Annotated in this window: 29 protein-coding genes, 4 tRNA genes and 1 riboswitch; of the genes, 22 read left to right on the top strand and 11 right to left on the bottom strand. The window is 60.2% G+C overall.

Going from position 1 to position 24344, the window contains the following annotated elements; all coding sequences use genetic code 11:
• The first annotated feature begins 74 nt into the window (after positions 1-74).
• Genes astB through astE form a run of 3 tightly spaced genes read left to right on the top strand, consistent with a single transcriptional unit; the run spans position 75 to position 2735 of the window.
• Positions 75-1421 carry an N-succinylarginine dihydrolase gene (gene astB, locus REH34_RS06450; RefSeq protein ID WP_311971136.1) on the top strand — a complete coding sequence of 449 codons (1347 nt, stop codon included), beginning with the start codon at positions 75-77 and terminating at the stop codon, positions 1419-1421.
• 12 nt (positions 1422-1433) lie between these two features.
• Positions 1434-1727, top strand: coding sequence for a topoisomerase II (locus REH34_RS06445; protein WP_226505829.1), 294 nt, complete (start codon positions 1434-1436; stop codon positions 1725-1727).
• Between the two features lie 12 nt (positions 1728-1739).
• The gene (gene astE, locus REH34_RS06440) at positions 1740-2735 is read left to right on the top strand and encodes a succinylglutamate desuccinylase (protein WP_311971135.1); all 996 of its coding nucleotides are present in this window, start codon (positions 1740-1742) and stop codon (positions 2733-2735) included.
• A 123-nt stretch (positions 2736-2858) separates the two neighbouring features.
• Here astE and REH34_RS06435 read toward each other — a convergent pair whose 3' ends face one another.
• Positions 2859-3365, bottom strand: coding sequence for a 6,7-dimethyl-8-ribityllumazine synthase (locus REH34_RS06435; RefSeq protein WP_311971134.1), 507 nt, complete (start codon positions 3363-3365; stop codon positions 2859-2861).
• A gap of 103 nt (positions 3366-3468) precedes the next feature.
• A riboswitch (FMN riboswitch) is annotated at positions 3469-3625 on the bottom strand.
• 351 nt (positions 3626-3976) lie between these two features.
• On the opposite strand from REH34_RS06435, the gene alaS reads away from it, so the two are divergent.
• From alaS to REH34_RS06405, 6 genes are all read left to right on the top strand, one after another.
• The gene (gene alaS, locus REH34_RS06430) at positions 3977-6595 is read left to right on the top strand and encodes an alanine--tRNA ligase (RefSeq protein WP_226505826.1); all 2619 of its coding nucleotides are present in this window, start codon (positions 3977-3979) and stop codon (positions 6593-6595) included.
• 96 nt (positions 6596-6691) lie between these two features.
• The gene (locus tag REH34_RS06425) at positions 6692-7924 is read left to right on the top strand and encodes an aspartate kinase (protein ID WP_226505825.1); all 1233 of its coding nucleotides are present in this window, start codon (positions 6692-6694) and stop codon (positions 7922-7924) included.
• A gap of 80 nt (positions 7925-8004) precedes the next feature.
• Positions 8005-8193 carry a carbon storage regulator CsrA gene (gene csrA / locus REH34_RS06420; RefSeq protein ID WP_226505824.1) on the top strand — a complete coding sequence of 63 codons (189 nt, stop codon included), beginning with the start codon at positions 8005-8007 and terminating at the stop codon, positions 8191-8193.
• 62 nt (positions 8194-8255) lie between these two features.
• Positions 8256-8346: transfer RNA gene (locus REH34_RS06415), tRNA-Ser, on the top strand.
• A gap of 108 nt (positions 8347-8454) precedes the next feature.
• Positions 8455-8531: transfer RNA gene (locus tag REH34_RS06410), tRNA-Arg, on the top strand.
• An 87-nt stretch (positions 8532-8618) separates the two neighbouring features.
• A tRNA-Arg gene (locus tag REH34_RS06405) sits at positions 8619-8695 on the top strand.
• Between the two features lie 86 nt (positions 8696-8781).
• Here REH34_RS06405 and REH34_RS06400 read toward each other — a convergent pair.
• A complete protein-coding gene (locus REH34_RS06400) occupies positions 8782-9015 on the bottom strand; it encodes a hypothetical protein (RefSeq protein ID WP_311971133.1) in 234 nt (77 codons plus the stop codon).
• A gap of 478 nt (positions 9016-9493) precedes the next feature.
• Between REH34_RS06400 and mgtE the strand changes: the two genes are divergently transcribed.
• A complete protein-coding gene (gene mgtE, locus REH34_RS06395; protein ID WP_311971132.1) occupies positions 9494-10936 on the top strand; it encodes a magnesium transporter in 1443 nt (480 codons plus the stop codon).
• 71 nt (positions 10937-11007) lie between these two features.
• Here the strand turns inward: mgtE and REH34_RS06390 are convergent, their stop codons facing one another.
• Positions 11008-11334, bottom strand: coding sequence for an Arc family DNA-binding protein (locus REH34_RS06390; protein ID WP_226505821.1), 327 nt, complete (start codon positions 11332-11334; stop codon positions 11008-11010).
• Positions 11335-11719: 385 nt separating this feature from the next.
• On the opposite strand from REH34_RS06390, the gene phnN reads away from it, so the two are divergent.
• Positions 11720-12307, top strand: a complete 588-nt coding sequence (phnN, locus tag REH34_RS06385; RefSeq protein WP_311971131.1) for a phosphonate metabolism protein/1,5-bisphosphokinase (PRPP-forming) PhnN — start codon at positions 11720-11722, stop codon at positions 12305-12307.
• Here the strand turns inward: phnN and REH34_RS06380 are convergent.
• Together REH34_RS06380 and REH34_RS06375 are read right to left on the bottom strand one after the other, a co-directional pair.
• Positions 12282-12467, bottom strand: coding sequence for a PA3371 family protein (locus REH34_RS06380; RefSeq protein WP_311971130.1), 186 nt, complete (start codon positions 12465-12467; stop codon positions 12282-12284). The two genes, phnN and REH34_RS06380, sit on opposite strands and share 26 nt — an antisense overlap.
• Positions 12468-12482: 15 nt before the next feature.
• The gene (locus REH34_RS06375; RefSeq protein WP_226505818.1) at positions 12483-12740 is read right to left on the bottom strand and encodes a hypothetical protein; all 258 of its coding nucleotides are present in this window, start codon (positions 12738-12740) and stop codon (positions 12483-12485) included.
• A gap of 382 nt (positions 12741-13122) precedes the next feature.
• On the opposite strand from REH34_RS06375, the gene REH34_RS06370 reads away from it, so the two are divergent.
• A tRNA-Arg gene (locus REH34_RS06370) sits at positions 13123-13194 on the top strand.
• A gap of 1 nt (position 13195) precedes the next feature.
• A complete protein-coding gene (locus REH34_RS30145; protein WP_409373315.1) occupies positions 13196-13429 on the top strand; it encodes a DUF3597 family protein in 234 nt (77 codons plus the stop codon).
• A 21-nt stretch (positions 13430-13450) separates the two neighbouring features.
• Here the strand turns inward: REH34_RS30145 and REH34_RS06365 are convergent, their stop codons facing one another.
• Positions 13451-13771 carry a hypothetical protein gene (locus REH34_RS06365; RefSeq protein WP_311971129.1) on the bottom strand — a complete coding sequence of 107 codons (321 nt, stop codon included), beginning with the start codon at positions 13769-13771 and terminating at the stop codon, positions 13451-13453.
• 71 nt (positions 13772-13842) lie between these two features.
• Between REH34_RS06365 and REH34_RS06360 the strand changes: the two genes are divergently transcribed.
• Together REH34_RS06360 and REH34_RS06355 are read left to right on the top strand one after the other, a co-directional pair.
• On the top strand, positions 13843-14223 hold the full coding sequence (locus tag REH34_RS06360) for a VOC family protein (RefSeq protein WP_311971128.1): 381 nt from the start codon (positions 13843-13845) through the stop codon (positions 14221-14223).
• A 253-nt stretch (positions 14224-14476) separates the two neighbouring features.
• Positions 14477-15214: a histidine phosphatase family protein gene (locus tag REH34_RS06355; protein WP_311971127.1), complete on the top strand. Its 738-nt coding sequence runs from the start codon at positions 14477-14479 to the stop codon at positions 15212-15214.
• Positions 15215-15232: 18 nt separating this feature from the next.
• On the opposite strand, the gene REH34_RS06350 is transcribed toward REH34_RS06355, so the two are convergent.
• Together REH34_RS06350 and REH34_RS06345 are read right to left on the bottom strand one after the other, a co-directional pair.
• Positions 15233-15820: a hypothetical protein gene (locus REH34_RS06350; RefSeq protein WP_226505814.1), complete on the bottom strand. Its 588-nt coding sequence runs from the start codon at positions 15818-15820 to the stop codon at positions 15233-15235.
• Position 15821: 1 nt separating this feature from the next.
• Positions 15822-16400 (bottom strand): hypothetical protein, encoded by a 579-nt coding sequence (locus REH34_RS06345; RefSeq protein WP_409373314.1) that lies wholly within the window; start codon positions 16398-16400, stop codon positions 15822-15824.
• A 250-nt stretch (positions 16401-16650) separates the two neighbouring features.
• Between REH34_RS06345 and REH34_RS06340 the strand changes: the two genes are divergently transcribed.
• A complete protein-coding gene (locus REH34_RS06340) occupies positions 16651-17142 on the top strand; it encodes an N-acetyltransferase (RefSeq protein WP_226505812.1) in 492 nt (163 codons plus the stop codon).
• A 49-nt stretch (positions 17143-17191) separates the two neighbouring features.
• Here the strand turns inward: REH34_RS06340 and REH34_RS06335 are convergent, their stop codons facing one another.
• Positions 17192-17428, bottom strand: a complete 237-nt coding sequence (locus REH34_RS06335) for a hypothetical protein (protein WP_226505811.1) — start codon at positions 17426-17428, stop codon at positions 17192-17194.
• Positions 17429-17530: 102 nt separating this feature from the next.
• The gene (locus tag REH34_RS06330; protein ID WP_226505810.1) at positions 17531-17758 is read right to left on the bottom strand and encodes a hypothetical protein; all 228 of its coding nucleotides are present in this window, start codon (positions 17756-17758) and stop codon (positions 17531-17533) included.
• A 536-nt stretch (positions 17759-18294) separates the two neighbouring features.
• Between REH34_RS06330 and REH34_RS06325 the strand changes: the two genes are divergently transcribed.
• A complete protein-coding gene (locus tag REH34_RS06325) occupies positions 18295-18570 on the top strand; it encodes a hypothetical protein (RefSeq protein WP_409373254.1) in 276 nt (91 codons plus the stop codon).
• 132 nt (positions 18571-18702) lie between these two features.
• Positions 18703-19623: a ketopantoate reductase family protein gene (locus tag REH34_RS06320; protein WP_311971124.1), complete on the top strand. Its 921-nt coding sequence runs from the start codon at positions 18703-18705 to the stop codon at positions 19621-19623.
• A 5-nt stretch (positions 19624-19628) separates the two neighbouring features.
• Here the strand turns inward: REH34_RS06320 and REH34_RS06315 are convergent, their stop codons facing one another.
• Complete coding sequence (locus REH34_RS06315) at positions 19629-20192, bottom strand: type 1 glutamine amidotransferase domain-containing protein (RefSeq protein WP_226505807.1); 564 nt, start codon at positions 20190-20192, stop codon at positions 19629-19631.
• 218 nt (positions 20193-20410) lie between these two features.
• Between REH34_RS06315 and REH34_RS06310 the strand changes: the two genes are divergently transcribed.
• The 4 genes from REH34_RS06310 to REH34_RS06295 all read left to right on the top strand — a co-directional run bounded on the left by REH34_RS06310 (position 20411) and on the right by REH34_RS06295 (position 24316).
• Positions 20411-21226: a DeoR/GlpR family DNA-binding transcription regulator gene (locus tag REH34_RS06310; RefSeq protein ID WP_311971123.1), complete on the top strand. Its 816-nt coding sequence runs from the start codon at positions 20411-20413 to the stop codon at positions 21224-21226.
• 255 nt (positions 21227-21481) lie between these two features.
• Positions 21482-22384, top strand: a complete 903-nt coding sequence (ltnD, locus tag REH34_RS06305) for an L-threonate dehydrogenase (protein WP_311971122.1) — start codon at positions 21482-21484, stop codon at positions 22382-22384.
• Between the two features lie 10 nt (positions 22385-22394).
• Positions 22395-23681, top strand: a complete 1287-nt coding sequence (gene otnK / locus REH34_RS06300; protein WP_311971121.1) for a 3-oxo-tetronate kinase — start codon at positions 22395-22397, stop codon at positions 23679-23681.
• Positions 23678-24316 carry an aldolase gene (locus tag REH34_RS06295; RefSeq protein WP_226505803.1) on the top strand — a complete coding sequence of 213 codons (639 nt, stop codon included), beginning with the start codon at positions 23678-23680 and terminating at the stop codon, positions 24314-24316. The genes otnK and REH34_RS06295 overlap by 4 nt, the downstream gene beginning before the upstream one ends.
• Positions 24317-24344: the final 28 nt, after the last annotated feature.

Genomic DNA, 24344 nt, shown 5'->3' with positions numbered 1-24344 from the left:
ACGCACGCAAAAATCTGTAGCGAGGGGGCTTGCCCCCTAGAGACCAAGATCACCGTGGCTGGAGAGTTGCGCCGATGAAAGCGTTTGAAGTCAATTTTGATGGTCTGGTCGGCCCGACCCACAACTACGGTGGGCTGTCGTACGGCAACGTCGCTTCCCAGGGTAACAGTCAGTTGGCGTCCAATCCGCGGGAAGCGGCGCGCCAGGGCCTGGCCAAGATGAAAGCGCTGATGGAGCTGGGTTTTGTCCAAGGGGTGCTGGCCCCGCAGGAGCGCCCGGACGTCGCCGGGCTGCGTGCGTTGGGCTTTACCGGGAGTGACAGTCAGGTGATCGAGCGGGCCGCGCGCGATGCCATGCCCTTGCTCATCGCCAGCGCTTCGGCGTCCAGCATGTGGGTGGCCAATGCCGCCACGGTCAGCCCCAGCGCCGACACGAGTGATGGCCGCGTCCATTTCACGGCGGCCAACCTCAACTGCAAATACCATCGCAGCATCGAGCACCCGACCACCAGTCGGGTGCTGGCATCGATGTTCAACGACCCCGCGCATTTCGTTCATCACGCCGCCTTGCCAGCGGTTGCGCAGTTCGGAGACGAAGGCGCGGCCAACCATACGCGCTTCTGTCGCCACTACGGTGAACCGGGCGTCGAGTTTTTCGTGTATGGCCGTAGCGCCTTCGACACCCGCTACGCGGCGCCGCAGAAGTATCCCGCGCGCCAGACCCTCGAAGCGTCCCAGGCGGTAGCGCGGTTGCACGGCCTGAGCGATGACGGCGTGGTGTTCGCCCAGCAGAATCCAGCGGTCATCGATCAAGGCGTGTTTCATAATGACGTGATTGCGGTGGGTAATGGCGAGTTGCTGTTCCATCACCAGGACGCCTTTCTCGACACGCCAGCGCTGATCGCCGAACTGCACGCTAAACTGGCAAGGCGTGGTGGCGAGTTCCAGGCCATCAGCGTGCCGCGGGCCGATGTTTCGGTGGAAGATGCGGTGCGTTCCTATCTGTTCAACAGTCAGTTGCTGTCGCGAGCCGATGGTTCGATGCTGTTGATCGTACCGCAGGAGTGCAATAACAACCCGCGGGTCTGGGCGTATCTGCAGCAGTTGACGCAGTCGGGTGGTCCGATCGGCGAGGTCAAGGTCTTCGATCTCAAGCAGAGTATGCAAAACGGCGGCGGCCCGGCCTGCCTGCGCTTGCGGGTGGCGCTCAACGAACAGGAACTGGCAGCGGTCAACCCAGGGGTTATCATGACCGCGCCGTTGTACGACACACTGACGCAGTGGGTCGACCGGCATTATCGCGACCGCCTGGGCGAAAGCGACATGGCCGATCCGCAATTATTGAACGAGTGCCGTACGGCACTGGATGAACTGACCGGGATCCTGAATCTGGGTGCGGTTTATCCATTCCAACTCAACTGAGAGAACACAACGATGTCCGACGCCCTGCAACTGATCCTTGAAGATACCGATGGCACCCAGCTGGAAACCTCCTGCACCCGCTTCGCGGTGATCTGGCAAGGCAAGGAAGTGTGGATTCAGCAGGATGGCCGTGGGCAATTGCTCATCGGTGTCGATGTGGAAGAAGGCGACGCCGAATTTGCCAATCTGCTGCTTCGCCCGCTGGCGACCAACCTGGTCAGCCTGCAGCTGGAAATGGAACCCGCCGATGCTGGCGACGAAGATGACGGCCACGTACACGGCCCCGACTGCGGTCACACCCACTAAGGACATCGGCCTATGCTCGCGCTCGGCAAGCTGCTCGAACTGACTCTGGCGGGCCGTGAGCCCGCCGAGAAGATCCAGTTGACCCAAGGCGGCGTGCGTCTGCGCTGGATGGGAGAGGGTGCGCTCGAAGTGCGGCCTCCGGAGGGCCAGGACAACGGCATGGACCTGCTGCTGTCGGCCGGCATCCACGGCAACGAGACCGCGCCGATCGAGCTGCTCGACGAGCTGCTGCACGAGGTGGCTCGCGGCGATCTCAAGGTGCGGGCGCGGGTGCTGTTCCTGTTCGGCAACCCCGAAGCGATTCGTCGTGGCGAGCGCTACCTGAAGCATGACGTCAACCGCATGTTCAATGGTCGCCATGAACAGTACAGCGGCAACGAAGCCCTGCGCGCCCACGAGCTGGAACGGCTGGCGTCGGCTTTTTTCAGCGTGCCCGAGCGCACGCGTCTGCATTACGACTTGCACACTGCCATACGAGGCTCGCGCATCGAGCAGTTCGCCCTGTATCCATTTCGCCAGGACTGCGAGCCATCGCGGCTCGAACTGGCGCGCCTGAGCGAGGCCGGCATGCAGGCGGTGTTGCTGCAGAACAAGACGTCCATCACCTTCAGTGCCTATACCCGCGAACAGCTGGCGGCCGAGGCGTTCACCCTGGAGCTCGGCAAGGCCCGGCCTTTCGGCCAGAATCAGCAAGTGGATCTGAGTCGCCTGCGCATCAAGCTGAGCGAGTTGATTGCCGGCACCGAAGTGCCGCAGGCGGACGCTCTGAATGGCTTGCAGCTGTTTCGGGTGTCACGGGAAATCATCAAGTACACGGATGCGTTCCAATTGCACCTGGCGGCGAGCGTGGAGAATTTTACGGAACTGGAGCAGGGCATGCTGTTGGCGGACGATGGCCCGGGCAAGCGCTGGAAGGTCGAGGAGCAGGGCGCGAGGATCATTTTCCCTAATCCAAAGGTTGCCAACGGCTTGCGCGCCGGCATCCTGGTGGTGCCCCATTCGTTATAACGGTGGGAGCGGGCTCTGCCCGCAAGTGTTGTATATCGTGCAATGCAAACCTGCTCGATACACCACCGGCAATGCCGGCCTCTTCGCCAGCAGAGCTCGCTCCCCCAGGGAATGTATTGCTCGTTAAACCGCGATCTTCTGCTGCGGCTGCAAGCGGCGCAGCGTGCGCACTTTGTGCAGGGTATCGGCGCAGGTCTTGGCCGCTTCGATGCCTTTGTGCAGGAAGTGATTGAAGAAGTAGGTGTGGTGCTGCTCGCCATCATGGAAGTGGTGCGGGGTCAGTACCACCGAGAACACCGGGACTTCGGTTTCCAGCTGCACTTGCATCAGCGCGCTGACCACGGTCTGCGCCACGAATTCGTGACGATAGATACCGCCGTCCACCACCAGTGCTGCACCGATCACGCCGGCATAGCGGCCGCTCTGGGCCAGCAGCTTGGCGTGCAGGGGGATTTCGAACGCGCCACCGACTTCAAAGAAATCGATATCGGATTCCTGATAGCCCAGGCGGCCCATTTCCTCGACGAAACCTTTACGGCTCTGATCGACGATATCCTTGTGCCAGCAAGCCTGGACAAAGGCGATACGTTCGTTGGGGTGGCTTTTGCTATCGATTGCTGTGGGTTGCATCTACGTCGACTCCTGTTTAATAAAAAAACAGGGCATGGATCGAAGGGGATTTCGTGGCAGGCCAGCCAAGGCAAAATATGCGCGTGGTCGACCCGGTTGCCCATCCCGTTCTCTCTTCATCCGGACTATGACCGTCGGCCCCGGAATCACACCGGGTCTGCTGACCTTGACCGCCACGGGGGCCGCCAAGCGCTCGCGGGCTAGACGCGTTGCGCGTCATTACCGCCGGTGGGGAATCGCACCCCGCCCTGAGAACGTTGCCGTCATCGATTGACGGCGGAGATTTTTTAACACACTTTTTTGAGAAGTGCATCGTTCGCCAGCTAATCATTTTTATCGGCACGCTGCTCGAAAATGCATAAGCCACGAACCATGCGGCCCCTGCAGCGAGGAGGCTTGCCCCCGACAGGCCTATCAGCTACACCCATGTGACTGATCTGTCGAATTGACGGCAAGCCCCCTCGCTACAGAACCTTGGGCGTCATCTGGTAGATTTGATGGTCCGAATAGTACAAACACACTGTACCGCGGCCTCAGGGCCTATATAATGCGGCCCTTTGCCGTCGCAATGTCGATGACGCCTGTGGCTGCCGTCTCCGTGGAAGAACCTAATGAAAAGCGCAGAAATCCGTGAAGCCTTCCTTCGTTTTTTCGAAGAACAAGGCCATACCCGAGTCGCCTCCAGCTCCCTGATTCCGGGCAACGACCCGACCCTGCTGTTCACCAACGCAGGCATGAACCAATTCAAGGATTGCTTCCTGGGCCAGGAAAAACGTGCCTACACCCGCGCCGTCACCAGCCAGAAGTGCGTGCGCGCGGGCGGCAAGCACAACGACCTGGAAAACGTCGGTTACACCGCTCGCCACCATACGTTCTTCGAAATGCTGGGCAACTTCAGCTTCGGTGACTATTTCAAGCGCGATGCCATTACCTATGCCTGGACCTTCCTGACCGGCGTGCTCAAGCTGCCCCAGGACAAACTCTGGGTGACTGTCTACGCCAGCGACGACGAGGCGTACGACATCTGGACCAAGGAAATCGGCGTACCCGCCGAGCGCATGGTCCGTATCGGCGACAACAAGGGCGCGCCGTACGCCTCGGACAACTTCTGGACCATGGGCGATACCGGCCCGTGTGGCCCGTGCACCGAGATCTTCTTCGATCACGGCGCCGACATCTGGGGCGGCCCACCCGGTTCGCCTGAAGAAGACGGCGACCGTTACATCGAAATCTGGAATAACGTGTTCATGCAGTTCAACCGCACCGCCGATGGCGTCCTGCACCCGCTGCCGGCTCCTTCGGTCGACACCGGCATGGGCCTGGAGCGTGTCAGTGCGGTACTGCAGCACGTCAACTCGAACTACGAGATCGACCTGTTCAAGAGCCTGCTGGACGCCGCGGCCAAGGCCATCGGTTGCAGCAACGAAGGCCAGGCCTCGCTCAAAGTGGTGGCCGACCACATCCGCTCGTGCGGTTTCCTGATCGCCGACGGCGTGCTGCCGTCCAACGAAGGCCGTGGCTACGTGCTGCGCCGCATCATCCGTCGCGCCTGCCGCCACGGTAACAAGCTGGGCGCCAACGGCAGCTTCTTCTATCAGATCGTCGCGGCCCTGGTCGCCGAGATGGGCGAAGCCTTCCCCGAGCTCAAGGCCCAGCAAGCGCACATCGAGCGCGTGCTCAAAGCCGAAGAAGAGCAGTTCGCCAAGACGCTGGAGCAGGGCCTGAAGATCCTCGAAGTGGACCTGGCCAACCTCAAGGGCTCGGTGGTACCGGGCGACGTGGTGTTCAAACTGTACGACACCTACGGTTTTCCGATGGACCTCACCGGCGACATCGCCCGCGAGCGCAACCTGACCCTCGATGAAGCCGGTTTCGAACGCGAGATGCAGGCCCAGCGCGAGCGTGCCCGTTCCGCCAGCGCCTTCGGCATGGACTACAACAGCCTGGTGAAGGTAGACACCCCGACCCTGTTCAACGGCTACGCCACCCACAGCGAAGAAGCCAAGGTCGTTGCTCTCTATAAAGAAGGCGTGGCGGTCCAGCAGTTGGCCGAAGGCGAGGAGGGCGTGGTGATTCTCGATACCACGCCGTTCTACGCTGAATCCGGCGGCCAGGTCGGTGACCGCGGCTACCTGCAGAGCAATGCTGGGCGTTTCGACGTGCGTGACACCACCAAGACCGGCGGCGCATTCCTGCACCACGGTATTGTGGTGCTGGGCGCCCTCAAGGTCGGCCAGAGCTTCACGGCCACTGTCGATGCCACCGTGCAGCAGGCTACATCGCTCAACCACTCCGCCACGCACTTGCTGCATGCCGCGCTGCGCCTGGTGCTGGGCGATCATGTGCAACAGAAAGGCTCGCTGGTCGACAGCGTGCGCCTGCGTTTCGACTTCAGCCATTTCGAGTCGATCAAGCCGGAGCAGATCAAAGCGCTGGAAGACATCGTCAACGAGCAGATCCGCAAGAACACCCCGGTGGCCACTGAAGAGATGGACATCGAAAGCGCCAGGAAGAAGGGCGCCATGGCGCTGTTTGGCGAGAAATACGGCGACACCGTGCGCGTGCTGACCATGGGCGGCGATTTCTCCGTCGAGCTGTGCGGCGGTATCCACGCCAAGCGCACCGGCGATATCGGCCTGTTCAAGATCATCAGCGAAGGCGGCGTGGCTTCTGGCGTACGCCGTATCGAAGCGGTCACCGGCGCTGGTGCTCTCGCCTACCTGAATGCCGGTGAAGAGCAGCTCAAGGAAGTCGCGCAGCTGGTCAAGGGCAGCCGCGACAACCTGATCGACAAGCTCTCGGCGGTGCTCGAACGCAACCGATTGCTGGAGAAACAACTCGAGCAATTGCAGGCCAAGGCGGCCAGTGCGGCGGGCGATGACCTGTCGGGTTCGGCGGTCGAGGTCAAGGGCGTCAAGGTCCTCGCCGCGCGCGTCGACGGCCAGGACGGCAAGGCGCTGCTCGCGCTGGTCGACCAACTGAAGAACAAGCTCGGTCAAGGTGTGATCCTGCTCGGTGGCGTGCACGACGACAAGGTCGTGCTGGTGGCCGGCGTGACCAAGGAGCTCACCGCCAGGCTCAAGGCCGGCGACTTGATGAAGCAGGCCGCAGCAGCGGTGGGCGGCAAGGGCGGTGGTCGTCCGGACATGGCTCAGGGCGGTGGTGTGGATGCAGCGGCACTGGACGGTGCGCTGGCGCTGACCGTTCCATTCGTCGAGCAAGGTCTCTGAGTCACGGCAACGGAGCCTGTTGCCAATCAACAGGCTTTGGCTTTAGCGCATTTGAATGTTTAATGGGCGCCCTTCACGGGCTTGAGGCGGCTTGAAATGGCTTTGATCGTACAAAAATTTGGCGGCACCTCGGTGGGCTCGATCGAGCGCATCGAACAGGTGGCCGACAAGGTCAAGAAATTCCGCGAAGCGGGCAATGATTTGGTGATCGTGCTGTCGGCAATGAGCGGCGAAACCAACCGCCTGATCGATCTGGCCAAACAGATCAGTGATCAGCCGGTGACCCGCGAACTCGACGTGATCATCTCCACCGGCGAGCAGGTGACCATCGCCTTGCTGGCCATGGCGCTGATCAAGCGTGGCGTGCCGGCGGTATCCTATACCGGCGCACAGGTGCGCATCCTCACCGACAGCGCGCACAGCAAGGCGCGCATCCTGCAGATCGACGATCAGAAGATCCGCAACGACCTCAAGGAAGGTCGCGTGGTTGTGGTCGCCGGTTTCCAGGGCGTCGACGAGCACGGCAACATCACCACCCTCGGGCGGGGCGGTTCGGACACTACCGGCGTGGCCCTGGCGGCAGCGCTCAAGGCGGACGAATGCCAGATCTACACTGACGTCGACGGGGTCTACACCACCGATCCACGCGTGGTGTCCCAGGCTCAGCGCCTGGACAAGATCACCTTCGAGGAAATGCTCGAGATGGCCAGCCTGGGCTCCAAGGTCCTGCAGATCCGGGCCGTAGAGTTCGCTGGCAAGTACAACGTTCCGCTGCGCGTTCTGCACAGCTTCAAGGAGGGTCCGGGTACCCTCATTACCATTGATGAAGAGGAAACCATGGAGCAGCCGATCATTTCCGGCATCGCTTTCAATCGCGATGAAGCCAAGCTGACCATCCGTGGCGTGCCAGACACCCCCGGCGTGGCCTTCAAGATTCTCGGGCCGATCAGCGGCGCCAATATCGAAGTCGATATGATCGTGCAGAATGTCGCGCACGATAACACCACCGACTTCACCTTCACCGTGCACCGCAACGATTACCAGGCGGCGCTGCAGGTGCTGGAAAACACCGCTGTGGAGCTCGCTGCACGCAAGGTGGTGGGCGATACCAAGATCGCCAAGGTCTCGATCGTCGGCGTCGGCATGCGCTCCCACGCCGGTGTGGCCAGCCGCATGTTCGAAGCCCTGGCCAAGGACAACATCAACATCCAGATGATCTCGACGTCGGAGATCAAGGTGTCGGTGGTGATCGAAGAGAAGTACCTGGAGCTGGCTGTGCGCGCCTTGCACACCGCTTTCGAGCTGGATGCTCCCCGCCAGGGCGAGTAAGCCTCGAAGTGTCCAAGGGCGCGGTCTGACCGCGCCCTTCGTCTATCTGTCGTTCGTGAATGTGATGTGAGGAGAAAGGTATGCTGATTCTGACCCGTCGGTGTGCAGAAACGCTGGTAGTCGGGGATGGAGAAATCACTGTGACCGTGCTCGGCGTCAAGGGCAATCAGGTGCGAATTGGCGTCAATGCGCCCAAGGAAGTCTCGGTTCATCGCGAGGAAATCTACCGACGAATCCAGAACGAGAAGGACCCGGAACCAAGTCTTTAATTTTTATCGATTTTTATGTTTGCAAAGCGGAAGAAAGCTGGTTAATATACGCCCCGTGTTGCGGAGAGCTGGCCGAGTGGCCGAAGGCGCTCCCCTGCTAAGGGAGTACACCTCAAAAGGGTGTCGGGGGTTCGAATCCCCCGTTCTCCGCCATTATTTGCGTAGTACGTTGTAATCTGGCTTTATCGGTAAGTTGTTGAAATTACTAGAAAAAAGCGATTGACACACAGATTTGACGGCCTATAATGCGCGGCAACAAATGCACTCGTAGCTCAGCTGGATAGAGTACTCGGCTACGAACCGAGCGGTCACAGGTTCGAATCCTGTCGAGTGCACCATTTAAGAGGTTGTTTCAGTCCTGTTATCAGGATGTCGAACCAGCTTCTGCTTCAACCAGAGGTGATCTGGTCTACCAAGCGCCACCTGCACTCGTAGCTCAGCTGGATAGAGTACTCGGCTACGAACCGAGCGGTCACAGGTTCGAATCCTGTCGAGTGCACCATAAAACAGAAAGCCCGCTTTTTAAGCGGGCTTTTTGCCGTCTGACGTTTGGGTTTTTATCCCCAGGTCACCGCTCTCGCTACAGGGTTAGCGATTGGGCAGATATTTCTGCGGCGCCTTCTTACGCTTGGTTTTCGCCTCTTCCTTTTTCGCCGCTGGTTTTTTCTCGATTGTCTTATCCGTTGGCACATGGGGTTGAATGCGACGTGCTCCGCTGTCGTCAGCTTTGCTCGGAGTGCGCGCTACCTTGGGTGTGAAGCTCTTCACCGGGGTGCGCGGCGGCTGGGCAGTGGTGCTGCGCCTCGGTGGCTGCTGCGCCATCAGGGCATGCCCGGCAGGGCAGTTGGACGCTGTGTAGGTGATTTCGCCATCGGGACCCTGGCAGTGTTGTACCCACTGCGCTGAAGCGCTGAGCGGCAAGCTGGAAAGGGCGATACAGGCAGACAACGCGAGAGCCAGGCAGGTAGGTGAGGGCACGGCGACGATCCTCCTTGATCGGGTACCACTTACAGCCTAGTGAAACGTCAGTCCCCTGGCGCGGTCAGTTCTTTACCGGATGCTTCGCCGGATGGCGCTGTTCACCGGACGCCGAGATTTATATTGCAACCAATTGTTATGGCCTGATTTTTTTGCTCTCAAAATTTTACAAGGTGTGTATCATTGCGCCCGTCAGCCCCGCCGGGGCTTGTGGACTACCTCCATGGACTTACCCAGTAGTTACTTACTAAAGCGTTATCACAATCACGAAACGACTGATTGATCTCCTGGCGTGCTCCACTGCTGGGAGTGGAGTATGCCTATGACCGAATACGAAGCAAAAAAATCACAGGAAAGCCTGCAGGATCGCCTCGCTCAAGTGACCGAGCTTCTGCATCGCCAGCGTGTGGTTGAAGACCTGACGCACCGCCAGGAAGGCGCGCATCAGGAGCTGGTAAAAGATCTCGTACATCGCCAGAACATCGTCGAGCTGCAACGCAAACTCGATGACCTGCACTCCGCCGACGTTGCTTATATCCTCGAAGCCTTGCCCCTGGAAGATCGCTTGGAGATCTGGCAGCTGGTCAAGGTCGAGCGCGACGGCGACATTCTGTTGGAAGTGTCCGACTCCGTTCGGGAGACCCTGATCGCCGATATGGACGATCACGAGATTCTCGCCGCAGCCCGTGAGATGGACCCCGACGAACTCGCTGATCTCGCACCTGAACTGCCGCGCGACGTCGTTCACGAATTGATGGAAACCCTCGACGCCCAACAGCGTGAACGCGTGCGTTCGGCGTTGAGCTATGACGAGGATCAAGTCGGCGCACTGATGGACTTCGAGATGGTCACCATCCGTGAAGACGTCAGCCTCGAAGTGGTACTGCGTTACCTGCGTCGACTCAAGGAGCTGCCGGGCCATACCGACAAGCTCTTTGTGGTCGATCAGGAAGGCGTGCTCAAAGGCGTGTTGCCAATCAAGCGTTTGCTCGTCAACGATCCTGACAAGCAGGTGGTCGACGTCATGGCCAGCGACCCGGTCAGCTTCCATCCGGACGACGAATCCTATAGTGCCGCCCAGGCCTTCGAGCGCTACGATTTGATTTCCGCGCCGGTGGTGGATAAGGGTGGTCGCCTTATCGGTCGATTGACCATCGACGAAATGGTCGACGTGATCCGTGAAGAGGGCGAGAGCGAAATGCTCAACATGGCCGGTCTGCGCGAAGAGGAAGATATCTTCGCATCGGTCTGGCGTTCGCTGCGCAACCGTTGGTCGTGGTTGGCCGTCAATCTGGTTACCGCGTTCATCGCCTCGCGGGTCATCGGCTTGTTCGAAGGCTCGATCGAGAAACTCGTGGCCTTGGCGGCATTGATGCCGATCGTTGCCGGTATCGGCGGCAACTCCGGCAACCAGACGATCACCATGATCGTGCGGGCCATGGCGCTGGACCAGATCACTCCCGCCAGCACCAAGCGGTTACTGCGCAAGGAAGTCACGGTCTCGTTGTGCAACGGCATTATCTGGGGGGGAGTGATCGGTGTGGTCGCCTACCTGCTTTACGGCAGCTGGTCGCTCGGAGTGGTGATGACCGCTGCCATGACCCTCAATCTGCTGTTGGCGGCGACCATGGGCGTGGTCATTCCGATGGGGCTGGAAAAGTTCGGACGTGACCCGGCCATGGGCTCGAGTGTGATGATCACCGCGGTCACCGACAGTGGGGGGTTCTTCATCTTCCTGGGCCTGGCGACCTTGTTCCTGATGTAACCCCTCGCCACGGCAATTCTAGCGCCCACAAAAAAGCCAGCATTCAAGCTGGCTTTTTTGTGGCGGTCGAATCAGTCCGCGTCGGCAGACATCTCGGCGTCGTGCGCAATCAGCGCAACCAATGCATTCTGTTGACGGTGGGAGAGTTGACGGAATCGCTGAAGCAGTTCGCGCTCGTGCAGCGACAGCTCGGGGCTGTCCAGGCGCATGCTCAACTCATCGCCCAAGGCGCCTTCCTGAATGAGGCTTTGCTCGAGACGTGCAATGATTTCCGAGTTCATGCTGCGGTGGTGATTACGAGCTACTTCAGCAATGCGCTCGCGCATTCCGTCGGGTAAGCGAACGACGAATTTGTCAGCGGTGCGGCTTGAGTAAATAGCCTGTTTCATTGGGCGCATATAGTTGACCGATTTAGTTCAGGGGAGCGGTTCTCGAAAAATTAGCCGCAAGCTGGGGTTACGACAGCCTTTTAGACTAATTGTTCAACCCGAATTGTTTAAGAGGCGGCTATCATGCCTCAACCGTGCCTCAAGGTCGCCATTTCCTTGGCGCCAATTCTGTGACAAATATTGACCTGAATAACGGCGTTATGCCAGTACCATTTGTAAAAAATGTGCACTGGTTTTGAAACTGCATACCGTTACCGCTCATCCACCAGCACTACATAGCCGTTGCGGGGTGGTCCAGACCACAGCGCGACTGCGCAACCTTGGATAACACCCCTTCAGTAAGCATAGTGGCATTTAGACTATTTGCTACGATTGGCCCCAAGAGGCAGACGAAATGCAAGCTAGACTGATTTACTTGATGGGACCCTCCGGCGCCGGCAAGGACAGCGTGATCGATGCGGCCAGGGGCCGCTTGGCGACCATCCCCGTCGATGTCGTACGTCGGGTGATTACTCGTTCAGCAGAGTCCATCGGCGAACAGGCGCTAGGCGTCAGTGACGAGCGCTTTGCCGCCATGCAGCATGCCGGGGATTTTGCCATGAATTGGCGGGCAAATGGCCACGATTATGGTATCCCTGAAGACATAAATCTCTGGCTGGCTCAGGGGCGTCACGTCTTGATCAACGGTTCGCGAGATTATCTGCCAGAAGCTCAGCGCCGGTATCCCGACCTTCTCCCTGTACTTGTCAGTGTCAGCAGCGATGTGTTGCGCCAGCGTCTACTGCTGCGGGGGCGGGAGAGCCTTGAGGAAATCGAGCGGCGGCTGCAGCGTAACGATCGACTACGCACTCAGGCGCAGCAATGGCAGGGGCGCGGGGCTGCGCAGGTTCTGGATAATTCAGGCACTCTGGAGCAGGCGGTCGCGGATTTGATGGCGCTCCTGAGTCGCCACGGGATCAGCGCAGCAGGGGATCGAACTTGATTCGCCGGCCCTTGATCAGCGCCAACAGAAATAGCACCGCAAACAGCACCGTCGCGGCCCCCATTGCCTGACTCGCTGCGCTTGCGGTCAGCGGCAGGAGCATGGCAGCGCTGAAGCTGGCAAGTGCCGCTAGCAACAGCAGCAGGGCAGATTTGGACATGATGTCTTTCCTCGATCAGAAGGTGAAGCGTTCGGGGCTATGCGCTGGCACTGGTTGTTCGTTGCTGTCGATCGCCGAGCGATCCGAGGCCAGAAACGCCGCCTGACCCTGCCGAGCATTCATCACCGCCCATTGCGCTACCGGATGCGCCACCAGTTGCTCGGTCTGCACATTGATCAGCGCCGGGTCCTGAGCGTTCGAGTGCGCATGCACTTGAAAGGACACCAGTGCGACTACCGCCAGGGCGTTGAGAATGTAGAGGGCTGTGTTCATGGGGAGCGATCTCCTTGGCGGCAAGGTGGTCTGAAGACTTTTATTGAACTTATACAGAGCATGCTTCGTGCCAAGCCTTTGATGTCTTTTTTATCCTTGAAAATCAGTAACTTATGAAAATTCTGAGAGTGCTGCGGCCTGCATTCTGCAATATGCACGATGGATTGCATTGCAATTTGCATGATGACCCTGAAGGGGCCGTGCCCAAGCGCTGTCGAGCCTCGAAATAAATGGGGTGTAACGGACGGTGTGTAGGAGATCTCCTACAAGCAAAAAAGACGCGAGGCGCATGACAAAGTGATCGTTCGCCGGTACCATGCACGCCGTCCGTCGCGTCGTGCGCCATGCTCGACCTGTCAGCGCTTTGCGTCCTTCGCTTTGCGTCCTTGTAGTTCAACGGATAGAACGGGGCCCTCCTAAGGCTCAGATGCAGGTTCGATTCCTGCCGGGGACACATCCTTCTTAGCGCCAACCGCAGCGCGAATCTTAATTGCCACATCTCTATCGTCGACCTGCGCAAGCTGCTCGATATCGACAGTAGTCTTACAGCCCGTAAGGCACGGGGCGATGAACTGCACTATTGCGGCTCCAGGGATGACTCTGCTCAGATGCGTATCCGGCAGCAATGCGCCGTCTTGAAAAAACGTGCCGAAAACGGCGGCAAGGTGCTGGATGAGTTTCCGGACTGAGACGGACCAGAAGCCACCGATTCAACCACCGGCGCGCAAGGACCGGTACCATTGCGCATAAGGCGTGTTGTGGACCTGATACCGGTTGAAGTCTGGGCTGCCGTCCTGCCACCACACCGGGCCTCGTTCACCCAGCGCCACCTTGGCCTTCTGCACGAGCGCGCGAGCAGCTTGCATGTCGACGGCAAGCCCCGACGCTTTCGCGGCCTTCACCGCGCGTCGAGCCGTCATCAACTCCTGGACCAGACGCTGGCGCTCAGCTTCATCCAATGCCGGGTTGGTGCACCGCCAGAGTTGATCCTTGACTACAAAGTAACGGCCATCCGGGGTAGTGGGATGCATAGCATTTGGCCCTGTCATATCAAACAGCCTTAGAATCATGGGACCCGTCATTCACCAAAAAGGCACACCTCATGATCGACCATCTTGACCATCTGGTACTGACCACCATCAACGTCGAAGCCTGCAAGGATTTCTACACCCGCATCCTCGGCATGCGCGCCGAATCCTTTGGTCAGGGTCGCTTGGCGTTCCACTTTGGCGAGCAGAAGATCAACGTCCACGTGCGCGGCCACGAGATCGATCCCAAGGCGCATCTACCAGTGCCGGGCGCTCTGGACCTGTGCTTTATCGCCAGCATCGCGCTGGAACAGGTAATCAAGCGGTTGAACGAGCACAACTGGCCGATCCTCGAAGGCCCTGTTCCTCGCACGGGGGCCACTGGCCCGATTCGTTCGGTGTATGTGCGTGATCCGGATCTGAATCTGATCGAGATTGCTGAGAAAACGCTTTAATCAACGCAGGTTCAGCGCGTCCGGCAGCCACTTCTCGAGCACATCTACCGGGTGATACCGATCACGCTGGTGCCCATATCACCCAACTGCATTGCCACCGAAGCATGCCGCGACGCTTCGGTTTTATCTTCCTGAACGGCACCTGTCGCCCTCGCGGATTTCTGACACGGTGTTCACCGTCCCCCATACACTCCTACCCCATATTCGCGCATCAATCTGCTAGCCCTCGTCGTTTTCGACGGCGTTGCCATGGATGGAAATCACCCCAGTTTGCCTCTATCACTTTTGCGAGATCGGCGCCTTGGCAATCCTCCCCACATTGGCAGTAGCGAACAAGTCTCAGTGGATCACCAGCGTCTGGATCACACGGGCGATTTTCATCCTGGGGCTGGCAATGGTGGCCGGGGGCGTGACGCTCTATCGGATGTGGCCGTTATCACCGCTCAATCTGAGCACCGCGAGCCCGGCGGTACGCGCTGATCTGCTGGCGCGCTGGAAGGCCGGCAACGTCATCGTGCTGATCCGCCACGGCGAGCGCTGCGATTATTCCACCCATCCGTGCATGGGCTCGGCCGACGGCATCACCTGGATCGGCAACGATGTCGCCGAGCGCGTCGGCGTGCAGCTTGCCAACCTCGGCGTGCACGATGCCGATATCTTCACCAGCCCCTTGCCGCGCACCACGCAGACGGCGCAGGCGCTCTTTCATCAGGCGATCACGGAGAGGGATTGGGTAGTGCGCTGTGACGTCAACATGACTGCTGATATCAAGGCGCACAAGGTGGCGGGCCGCAACATGCTGCTGGTGACCCACAGCGGATGTATCCGCCGCGTCGATGCACGGCTGGGCTTGCCCCATGCTCGGGAGGCCGAATACGCCAGCGCGTTGTTCCTGACCATCGGCACCAACGGCAAGGTCAAACTGTTGGGCAATCTAGACCCTGACGATTGGGCGCGGATGTCGAATACCCCTGCGGCCCCGGGTAATTGAAGCCGCAGGTTGGCCGACTTACAGCAAATGCCGCTGCACGGCTTCGTCCAGCGTACTGCGGGCCAAGGCTTGCACCACTTCGCGGGTATCCTGCTGGAACGGCAGGCCGACGATCAACAGTAGCTGCATCCAGGTGCGCACCGACTCGGTCTTGCGGATGCGCCCCAGCTCCTTGCCATCCTTGTCCTTGAACACGGTATCGAGGGTAAACACGTTCTTGGCCGTGGACGGGATGATAAAGAACGTCGCCCCGGTAATGATCGCCGAGGCGACGTTGTACTGCTCGTTGTTGTACAGCGTGGCTTCGACATACAGATCCGAGGCGACCTTGTCGGTGCTGACCTGGGCAAACCGCCCGGACTGGCGCAGGGTGTCGGCGACGGCAGCGTCAGCCAGGGCCGCCGGCGCGCCACCCGCAGCATTGGGCTGGCCGCCGTTGACCTGATACATCGAGGTGGTACGCACGAACGCCGTGGGTTTTTTCAGCGGGGTATTCGCGGCGAGCGGCCAGGTCTGTACGGCAGGCAGTTGGTGTTCCGAATAGGAGACGCAGCCACTGAGCAGTACGGCGCTGATCACCAGGCCGTGCTTGATCGCTTTCAACATGTCATTTCCCCGCAGTTGGCTGATTGGCCAACTTGGCTGTCGCGGTATCGAGCAGTTGTGAAACCAACAGGTTCAACTGTTTGGCACCCATGATCGGCGCCCAGTATTCACGTCCGTACAGACCGACATTGTGTTCGAACTTGATCTCGTCCTTTGCCGCTGCCAGTTCGTGGCCGTCACGGTCGACCACCACCAGGTCGCCCGCGACATCGAAGCTGTCGACGTAGATCGGACCATTGACCCAGATCCAGATAGTCAGTGTCAGGAGCGCACCCGGGATATACGCAGGATGCGGGGCGCGATGGCCCTTGAGCGAGGTCATGTTGAATTTCAGCAGTACGTCGTTATCGCCCAGGCGCGTCGGGAACTCGCTGACTTGTTTGAAGTAGCCGGCGGTCTGCACGTACTGGTTGAGCTGCGCGGTGAGCGAGCGGCCGATGGCGGTGCTTGTCGCTTCATTGATACCGGGCGCAGACACCACCACATCGGCGACTTGCGCGGTTCGCGGGCTGGTAATCGGCGCGGGATGGGGCGGCGCGCCCAATGGGCCAGTGACGTTGTAGGAAACACAGCCTGCCATCGACAGCGCGGCGAGCAAGGCGGTGGCCTTGAAGATCGTTCTCAACACAAAATATCCCTTTTAAATGGATGGAGCAGGGAAAAGTGTCGACAGCGGTCCGTAGAACTTGAGGAAAATAGTGTCGATTTCGTCGCGATTCAGGCAGGGTGGGCAGCCTGTGTTGGTCGCGTGCTCACTGTCCCGCTGCACGCGCCTGAGATTGGGCAGTTGCGCCCATCAACAATCGATTCCCTCTGGAGAGGTCTAGAAAATGGATGCACCCGATGTTCTGGTCCTGCAAGCGAGCTACAGCAACCCTCTGCATGCCAAGTCGCTCGGCTTTTTGCTCGATCAATATGCCCGTGATGTCATGGGCGGCGGGGCTGGCGTGTCACTCGACGTGCAGGAGCACCTGGCGATCGAATTGAGCAAGCGGCCGCATGCTTTCAGCGTGCTGGCGTTCGTGGCCGGTGAGCCGGTGGGCATGGTCAACTGTTTCGAGGGGTTTTCGACGTTCGCCTGCCGGCCGTTGGTCAACATTCACGATGTAGTGGTGCTGGAAGATTTTCGAGGCCAGGGCATTTCTCAGAAGATGCTCACCGAAGTCGAAAAAATCGCCCGCCAGCGAGGCTGCTGCAAGCTGACGCTGGAAGTTCTCGAAGGCAATACCGCAGCCCAGGCGGCGTATCGCAAGCTTGGCTACGCCGGGTATGAACTGGATCCGGCGATGGGCCGGGCGATGTTTTGGCAAAAAGCGTTGTAGCAGATTGTTGATCTGATCGACGCGCTTGTGATCAGCAAACAACCGAGCTTCAGGAAGCCTGCTCGGCTTCTTCACGCTTGAGGATCGCCTTCACCCGGCCTTCGATGGACTGGCGCTCTTCCTGAGTCAGGACCCCGCGATCCCACAGCTCCATCGCCGCAGAAAGAATCCAGCCATGATAGAAGGCTTTGGACAGGTCGCGTTCCTCGACTGCCAGAGCTTCCAGCAAGGCTTCGAGTTGCAAGAGTTTGCGCGCCTTGATGGCTTCGGGCGTTTCGGTGGTCATCGGATTTCCATTTGCTGAGTGAATGCTCGAAGGGAGCGTCGGCTCCCTTTTCGCGGACATCATATTACGCAGAACCGACACTCTGCGACCGGCAATGCCCGACTAATTGCCATCCGCCACCTTGCGCTCGATCTCGGCAGTCTTCTGCTCAAGCGTTTCGACGTCCTGCTCCTTGGCCTGATTGGAGGTCGGGGTGATGATCTCGTCTACCGCGCGGGTGTCCTCGTCATCGTCTTTGATATCGCGCTCGACCACATTCACTGGTTTGCCAGAGGTGTCGGTGGGCGGGGCGTCGGTCTGATGGGTTTTGAAGCTGTCGTCAGTGCTCATGGGAGTATCCTCGGTGGGTCTGATCATTGGATGAACTCAGGGCGCCGTAGTTCGAGAATTCTTCATGAGAGCACCGTGCGCAAAACAGTTGAGCAGCGCGCGGGACGCTTGCGAGTATCCGTAGCCGATATAGGGGCGGTGCCGGCAATCAGCGCTGTTGTTGTTTTGGAGTCTGATTTTCGGTGGTCGGCATCTGCGCAGCAGCCTTGCCGATATTGAGCCATGCATCTTGCAGGGCCATTAACAAAAGAGAGATAGCCATGGCGGTTTCCTTGCGATTTTTGCGGGAAGGGGTTGAGTGAAGGCAATGATGCCCGCGCACGCCTGCCAATCAAAACGAACGCCGATGATGACGATTATCGATTGCGCTGATAATTGCCCCGAGCGAGGAAGTGCAATCTCACGTCAAGCCGTCAAAAGGTGGCCCATCATCACTGCCATCGATACCTGTAATTCATGCAAATCTCATGATTCTTTGCACCTCCCGGGCGTACGCTGGTCACAACCTTGAATACTTCGGCGTAGGGAGCCTTGTGATGACCAACGTGACTCTGAGTGTTTCGTTCCCTGAGTTCGGCAGAAATTACTTTGCCCAGAACGTTGTGATGCGTAGCCACGCACCCCTGATCGAGGACGATCGTTTCGATGTGTTTCTGATTCCTGCAGCTGAAAGACATTTCAGCAATGGTGTGGTCGGTTTCCATGATCAGTTTCGCTTCCTCAGCGATGTGCTCGACGCACATATGACCCAAACCGAGACCGCTGACTCGGCCCGGCAGGCCCAGCGTCCGACACAGAGTCAGCGCCTGTAGACGGCTGCTGATCCCGCACAACGAGCGGATTCTTGCGATATGGGGCAGCAGCTTCTACAGTGTCTTGCGTGCATATGCCCCTAAAAGCAGACGACGTGGCTTTTTGTCATTTCGCAACAAGGATCTCTCTCGATGCGCATTTTGATCATTGGCGCCGGTGCCACCGGTGGCTTCTTCGGTTCTCGTCTGGCCCAAGCCGGCCGTGACGTGACCTTCCTCGTTCGCCCCAAACGCGCAGCACAGCTAGCCGAGCACGGCCTGCAGGTGCTCAGCCCATCGGGCGATACCCGTATCTCCCCGCAGTGGTTGACGGCCGATCGGCTCGATCAGCCCTTTGATGTGATCATCCTCGCCGTCAAGGCTTATGCCCTCGACAGTGCGCTGGCCGACATGGCACCAGCGGTAGGTCCGCAGACACTGGTGATGCCGCTGCTAAACGGTATGCGTCATATCGACGTTATTACCGAGCGTTTCGGTGCCGGCGTTTTGATCGGCGGGGTATGCAAGATCATCGCCGAGGTCGATAGCGAGGGGCGAATCATCCAGCGGGGGGCCATCAATCATCTGGCTTATGGCGAACTGGACGGTCAGCCTTCCGAGCGCACGGCGCGCCTGCACGAATTGCTCAGTGACGCGGGTTTCGACACCACCTTGAGCACGACGATCAAACAGGCACTGTGGGACAAGTGGGTGTTGCTGGCGTCGCTGGGGAGCATCAATGCGCTGACACGCGGCACTATCGGTGAGGTCGCAATAGCGGACGGCGGGCAGGCGTTTGCCCGACGATTGATCGATGAAGTGGTGGCGATTGTCTCGGCGGTCGGTGCAACGCCGGATCCTGCGGGACTGGCACAGGCTCGTGAGGTGCTGACGCAGAAGGACTCCCGCCAAACATCGTCTATGTACCGGGATCTATGCGCCGGTGCGCCCATCGAGGCGCAGCAGATCGTAGGCGATCTACTGCGGCGCGGTCAGGAGGCGGGTGTCGATACGCCGCTGTTGTCAGCGGCGTATGTCAACCTGCAGGTCTATCAACAACGCCTGCCAGGCTGACGGCTTCAAGCAGCCTCGAGGGCGGCGGCGATGGCTTCGTTGAATGCCGGGATATCCTTGGGGGTGCGCGAGGTGATCAGTGTCCAGCCGTTGGCCGGGCACTGTTTGACCTCTTCATCGACCCAGCCTGCCGCGTCGGCATTGACCAGGTCAGTCTTGATGCTTGGGTAGGAGGTCAGTGTCTTGCCCGCGATCACGCCTGCATTGACCAGCAGCCACGGCCCGTGGCAAATCGCGGCTACCGTCTTGCCCGCATCGGCGAATTCATTGACCAGGCGCTGGGCGTTTTCGTCCAGACGCAGGGTGTCGGCGTTGACTGTACCGCCCGGAATCACCAGTGCATCGAACTCCGAGGCGTGCAGCCCGGCGAGGGCCGCTTGCGATTCGTAGGTGCGATCCTTTTCGGTGTCCTGTACGAAGGTCTGGGTGGTGCCGCCATCACTCGAGCCGTGCGTCACCGCTGCGCCCAGCGCCCGCAGGGCCTCCATCGGCTTGACCAGTTCATCGCGTTCGATACCGGTGTTGGAGGTGATGATGAGGATCTTCTTGCCGCTGAGTCGGTTGCTCATGGTGTGGACTCCGTTTTCGGTGCTGATGAGGAAACAGGTCGCGCAGCCCCGTAAAAGACTGACGCGTTATAGATCGGAGGCCAGGGCGATTTTGAAAGTTCAGCTGGATCGGCGCGGCACCGGACGAGGGGGCGAGTGATCGCGCGCAACTGCCTGCGTGGATTTAGCGCGGTTGCGCAGCTAGTATGCGCACATTCGCCCGCCAGTCAGGACCCTCCATGTCAGCCCCAGAGGACACGGCAAGCAATGCCGCCCCCAACGCCAGCACGCCGATCATTCCCGCCCAGCGCCGCGAGCAGATCCTGCGCCAGTTGCGCAAGCAGCAGGTCCTCAGCGTGCACCAGATCATGGAAATGTTCGATTGCTCGCACATGACCGTGCGCCGCGATATCGCGCTGCTCGAGCAAGAGGGGCGGGCCTATTCGGTGACCGGCGGCGTGCGCATCGCCAGCCAGGTGCACAGCGAACCGAGTCACCAGTCCAAGGCAGTGGTCGAGCAGGCGCAGAAAGAGGCCATGGCCAAACTGGCGTCGTCGCTGCTGCATGCCGATATGACCGTCTACCTGGATGCCGGCACTTCCACGCTGGAGATCGTGCCCTACATCACGGCGCTTACCGGCATGACGGTGGTCACCAACGACTTCGGTATCGTCGAGGCCTTGGCTGATGTCCTGCATGTCGACGTGATCCACACCGGCGGCCTGCTCGATCACCCCAATCGTTCGTGCGTGGGCGGCCTGGCGGCCAGTACCTTGCGGCAGATCGCCACCGACGTGGCCTTTATGTCTACCAGTTCCTGGGACCTGCAGCGGGGGACCACCACGCCTTCGCCGCTCAAGGTCGAGGTCAAGCAGGTGGCCATGCAAGCGGCCTCGCAGACCGTGCTGGTGGCGACAAGCTCCAAATACGGCACCTTTGGCATGTACAAGATCGCGGCATTGGCGCAGTTCGATGTGATCATCACCGATGCGGCGCTGGCCGAGGCGGCGGCGGACGGGATTCGCAAGCAGGGCGTGGAGTTGATGCTGGCATAAGGGATCCGTATCGCCCTGACTCTGGTGGAGCGGGCTCTGCCCGTGAACGGGCTCGCGAATCCTATGCACGGTTGTGCGCAGAGACGCTTTCGCGGACTGAACCCGCTCCCACAGCGGACATCCGCCAGATCCAAGCCCTTAGGGGCTTTTTTTTCGCCCTGTTAACCAGTGTTAATATTTGTTAATTTGAAAAAATATCTTCACAAGATCGGATCATTGGTTCAGTATCCATTTCACCCTTCGAGGAGCTTTTTCATGAATAACAAAAACGTTGGTGTGATCGGTCTAGGCGCAATGGGCTTGGGCATCGCTCGCTCGCTGCTGCGCTCGGGTTTCAATGTGCATGCCTGTGACGTGCGCAGCACCGTGACCGAGCAATTTGCCGCCGAAGGCGGTGTCGCCTGCGCCACGCCTGCCGCCATGGCCGCGCAGTGCGAAGTGATCATCACCGTGGTAGTCAACGCCGAACAGACCGAAACCGTGCTCTATGGCGACAACGGTGCAGTCGCTGCCCTGCGCCCTGGCAGCCTGATCATCGGCTGCGCCACCGTCGCGCCGACCTTCGCCGTCGAACTGGGCAAACGCCTGGGTGAACAGAATCTGTTATATCTCGACGCGCCGATCTCCGGTGGCGCCGCCAAGGCCGCTGCAGGCGAGATGACCATGATGACCAGCGGCCCGGCCGATTCCTACGCCAAGGCCGATGCGATCCTCAGCGGCATGGCCGGCAAGGTCTACCGCCTGGGCGATGTCCACGGCCTCGGGTCGAAGGTCAAGATCATCAACCAGTTGCTGGCCGGCGTGCACATCGCTGCCAGTGCCGAGGCCATGGCCCTTGGCCTGCGTGAAGGGGTCGATGCCGACGCGCTGTACGAAGTCATCACCCACAGCGCCGGCAATTCGTGGATGTTCGAGAACCGCGTGCCGCACATCCTCAACGCCGATTACACGCCGCTGTCGGCTGTGGATATCTTCGTCAAGGACCTGGGCCTGGTGCTCGATACCGCCCGCACCAGCAAATTCCCGCTGCCGCTGTCGGCCACCGCGCACCAGATGTTCATGCAGGCCTCGAGTGCCGGATTCGGCCGCGAAGATGACTCCGCGGTGATCAAGATCTTCCCGGGCATCACCCTGCCCACCGGCAAAAAAGACGTTTGAGGAGCCTGGCATGAGCAACACTAAACCCTTGCTGGGCTGCATCGCCGACGACTTCACCGGTGCCACGGACCTGGCCAACATGCTGGTGCGCGGCGGCATGCGCACGGTGCAGAGCATCGGTATCCCCAGCGCCGAAGTGGCTGCCGGGCTGGATGCCGACGCTATCGTCATCGCCCTCAAGTCGCGCACCACGCCGGCTAGCGACGCGGTTGCCGAATCGCTGGCTGCCCTTGAATGGCTGCAAGCGCGCGGTTGCGAGCAGATCTTCTTCAAGTACTGCTCGACGTTCGACTCCACCGCCGCGGGCAATATCGGCCAGGTCAGCGAAGCGCTGCTCGGCAAGCTCGGCAGTGACTTCACCCTGGCCTGCCCGGCGTTTCCGGAAAACGGCCGGACGATCTTTCGCGGACACTTGTTCGTGCAGGATCAACTGCTCAGCGAGTCGGGCATGCAGCACCACCCATTGACGCCCATGACCGATGCCAACCTGGTGCGCGTGCTGCAATCGCAGACCACCCGCAAGGTCGGACTGTTGCGCTATGACGCGGTATCTGGCGGTGTCGAGGCGGTACAAAAGCGTATTGCCGAGCTGCGCGCCGAGGGCGTCGGCATGGCGGTGGCGGATGCATTGTCCGATGCTGATCTCTACACCCTGGGCACTGCGTGCGCGGGCTTGGCGTTGCTCACCGGTGGCTCGGGCCTGGCCCTGGGGCTGCCGGACAACTTCCGCCGTGCGGGCAAACTGCGCGACTTCGATGTCAGCGAGCTGCCGCAAGTGGCCGGCGGTGAAGTGGTGCTGGCCGGTAGCGCTTCGGTCGCCACCAACGGGCAAGTCGCCGCTTGGTTGGAAGCGGGACGTCCGGCTTATCGCATCGATCCGTTGGCACTGGCGGCTGGTAAACCGATAGTGGCCGAGGCCTTGGCATTTGCTCGGGACGCGGCGCAGACGGTACTGATCTACGCCACCAGCGCGCCGGATGAAGTCAAGGCCGTGCAGCAGCAGTTGGGCGTCGAGCGTGCCGGCGCCATGGTCGAGGAGGCGCTGGGCGAGATCGCCAGCGGCCTGCGTAAGGCTGGCGTGCGACGTTTCGTGGTGGCCGGTGGCGAAACCTCCGGCGCGGTGGTCCAGGCCTTGGGCGTGCAACTGTTGCAGATCGGCGCGCAGATCGACCCGGGCGTGCCGGCCACCCTCAGCACTACCGCCGAGCCGCTGGCGCTGGCGCTCAAGTCCGGCAATTTTGGCGGCCGCGACTTTTTCGCCAAGGCCCTCAAGCAACTGGCCGGGGGTGCGCAATGATCGACGAAAGCGCCGTACGTGAAGAAATCTGCACCGTGGGGCGCCTGCTCTACGGGCGCGGCTACACCGTCGGCAGTGCCGGCAATATCAGCGCGCGGCTGGACGACGGCTGGCTGATCACGCCCACCGACGCCTGTCTCGGGCGCCTGGAGCCGGCAGCCATCGCCAAGGTCAACCTGGCCGGGGAATGGGTCTCGGGGGATAAGCCCTCCAAGACACTGGCCCTGCATCGTCAGGTCTACGACCGCAATCCGGGCGTGGGCGGGGTGGTGCATACCCACTCCACGCATCTGGTGGCGCTGACGCTGGCGGGTGTGTGGCATGTCGACGACATTCTGCCGCCGATCACCCCGTATCAAGTGATGAAGGTCGGCCATATTCCGCTGGTGCCTTACGCCCGGCCAGGTTCGCCCAAAGTGGCCGAGCGGGTTGCCGAACTGGCCAACAGTGTTCGCGGAGTGATGCTCGAGCGCCTGGGGCCGGTGGTCTGGGAGAGTTCGGTGGCCAAGGCCTGCTACGCCCTCGAGGAGCTGGAGGAGACCGCGCGCCTGTGGCTCATGACCCAGCCACGGCCAGTGCCGCTGGACGGCGCGGCGCTGGACGAGTTGCGCGATACCTTCGGCGCCAAGTGGTAACAGTTTTTGCGACATCTGCTTCTGTGGG

Origin of the sequence: Pseudomonas baltica (assembly GCF_031880315.1) — a bacterium.
Lineage (GTDB): Bacteria > Pseudomonadota > Gammaproteobacteria > Pseudomonadales > Pseudomonadaceae > Aquipseudomonas.
This window is presented reverse-complemented; position numbering and strand designations above follow the sequence as displayed.

Coding starts and splice junctions, on each gene's coding strand:
- astB (WP_311971136.1), top strand. CDS start 75: ATGAAAGCGTTTGAAGTCAATTTTGATGGTCTGGTCGGCCCGACCCAC.
- REH34_RS06445 (WP_226505829.1), top strand. CDS start 1,434: ATGTCCGACGCCCTGCAACTGATCCTTGAAGATACCGATGGCACCCAG.
- astE (WP_311971135.1), top strand. CDS start 1,740: ATGCTCGCGCTCGGCAAGCTGCTCGAACTGACTCTGGCGGGCCGTGAG.
- REH34_RS06435 (WP_311971134.1), bottom strand. CDS start 3,365: ATGCAACCCACAGCAATCGATAGCAAAAGCCACCCCAACGAACGTATC.
- alaS (WP_226505826.1), top strand. CDS start 3,977: ATGAAAAGCGCAGAAATCCGTGAAGCCTTCCTTCGTTTTTTCGAAGAA.
- REH34_RS06425 (WP_226505825.1), top strand. CDS start 6,692: ATGGCTTTGATCGTACAAAAATTTGGCGGCACCTCGGTGGGCTCGATC.
- csrA (WP_226505824.1), top strand. CDS start 8,005: ATGCTGATTCTGACCCGTCGGTGTGCAGAAACGCTGGTAGTCGGGGAT.
- REH34_RS06400 (WP_311971133.1), bottom strand. CDS start 9,015: ATGGCGCAGCAGCCACCGAGGCGCAGCACCACTGCCCAGCCGCCGCGC.
- mgtE (WP_311971132.1), top strand. CDS start 9,494: ATGACCGAATACGAAGCAAAAAAATCACAGGAAAGCCTGCAGGATCGC.
- REH34_RS06390 (WP_226505821.1), bottom strand. CDS start 11,334: ATGCGCCCAATGAAACAGGCTATTTACTCAAGCCGCACCGCTGACAAA.
- phnN (WP_311971131.1), top strand. CDS start 11,720: ATGCAAGCTAGACTGATTTACTTGATGGGACCCTCCGGCGCCGGCAAG.
- REH34_RS06380 (WP_311971130.1), bottom strand. CDS start 12,467: ATGTCCAAATCTGCCCTGCTGCTGTTGCTAGCGGCACTTGCCAGCTTC.
- REH34_RS06375 (WP_226505818.1), bottom strand. CDS start 12,740: ATGAACACAGCCCTCTACATTCTCAACGCCCTGGCGGTAGTCGCACTG.
- REH34_RS06365 (WP_311971129.1), bottom strand. CDS start 13,771: ATGCATCCCACTACCCCGGATGGCCGTTACTTTGTAGTCAAGGATCAA.
- REH34_RS06360 (WP_311971128.1), top strand. CDS start 13,843: ATGATCGACCATCTTGACCATCTGGTACTGACCACCATCAACGTCGAA.
- REH34_RS06355 (WP_311971127.1), top strand. CDS start 14,477: ATGGAAATCACCCCAGTTTGCCTCTATCACTTTTGCGAGATCGGCGCC.
- REH34_RS06350 (WP_226505814.1), bottom strand. CDS start 15,820: ATGTTGAAAGCGATCAAGCACGGCCTGGTGATCAGCGCCGTACTGCTC.
- REH34_RS06345 (WP_409373314.1), bottom strand. CDS start 16,400: ATGGCAGGCTGTGTTTCCTACAACGTCACTGGCCCATTGGGCGCGCCG.
- REH34_RS06340 (WP_226505812.1), top strand. CDS start 16,651: ATGGATGCACCCGATGTTCTGGTCCTGCAAGCGAGCTACAGCAACCCT.
- REH34_RS06335 (WP_226505811.1), bottom strand. CDS start 17,428: ATGACCACCGAAACGCCCGAAGCCATCAAGGCGCGCAAACTCTTGCAA.
- REH34_RS06330 (WP_226505810.1), bottom strand. CDS start 17,758: ATGAGCACTGACGACAGCTTCAAAACCCATCAGACCGACGCCCCGCCC.
- REH34_RS06325 (WP_409373254.1), top strand. CDS start 18,295: ATGACCAACGTGACTCTGAGTGTTTCGTTCCCTGAGTTCGGCAGAAAT.
- REH34_RS06320 (WP_311971124.1), top strand. CDS start 18,703: ATGCGCATTTTGATCATTGGCGCCGGTGCCACCGGTGGCTTCTTCGGT.
- REH34_RS06315 (WP_226505807.1), bottom strand. CDS start 20,192: ATGAGCAACCGACTCAGCGGCAAGAAGATCCTCATCATCACCTCCAAC.
- REH34_RS06310 (WP_311971123.1), top strand. CDS start 20,411: ATGTCAGCCCCAGAGGACACGGCAAGCAATGCCGCCCCCAACGCCAGC.
- ltnD (WP_311971122.1), top strand. CDS start 21,482: ATGAATAACAAAAACGTTGGTGTGATCGGTCTAGGCGCAATGGGCTTG.
- otnK (WP_311971121.1), top strand. CDS start 22,395: ATGAGCAACACTAAACCCTTGCTGGGCTGCATCGCCGACGACTTCACC.
- REH34_RS06295 (WP_226505803.1), top strand. CDS start 23,678: ATGATCGACGAAAGCGCCGTACGTGAAGAAATCTGCACCGTGGGGCGC.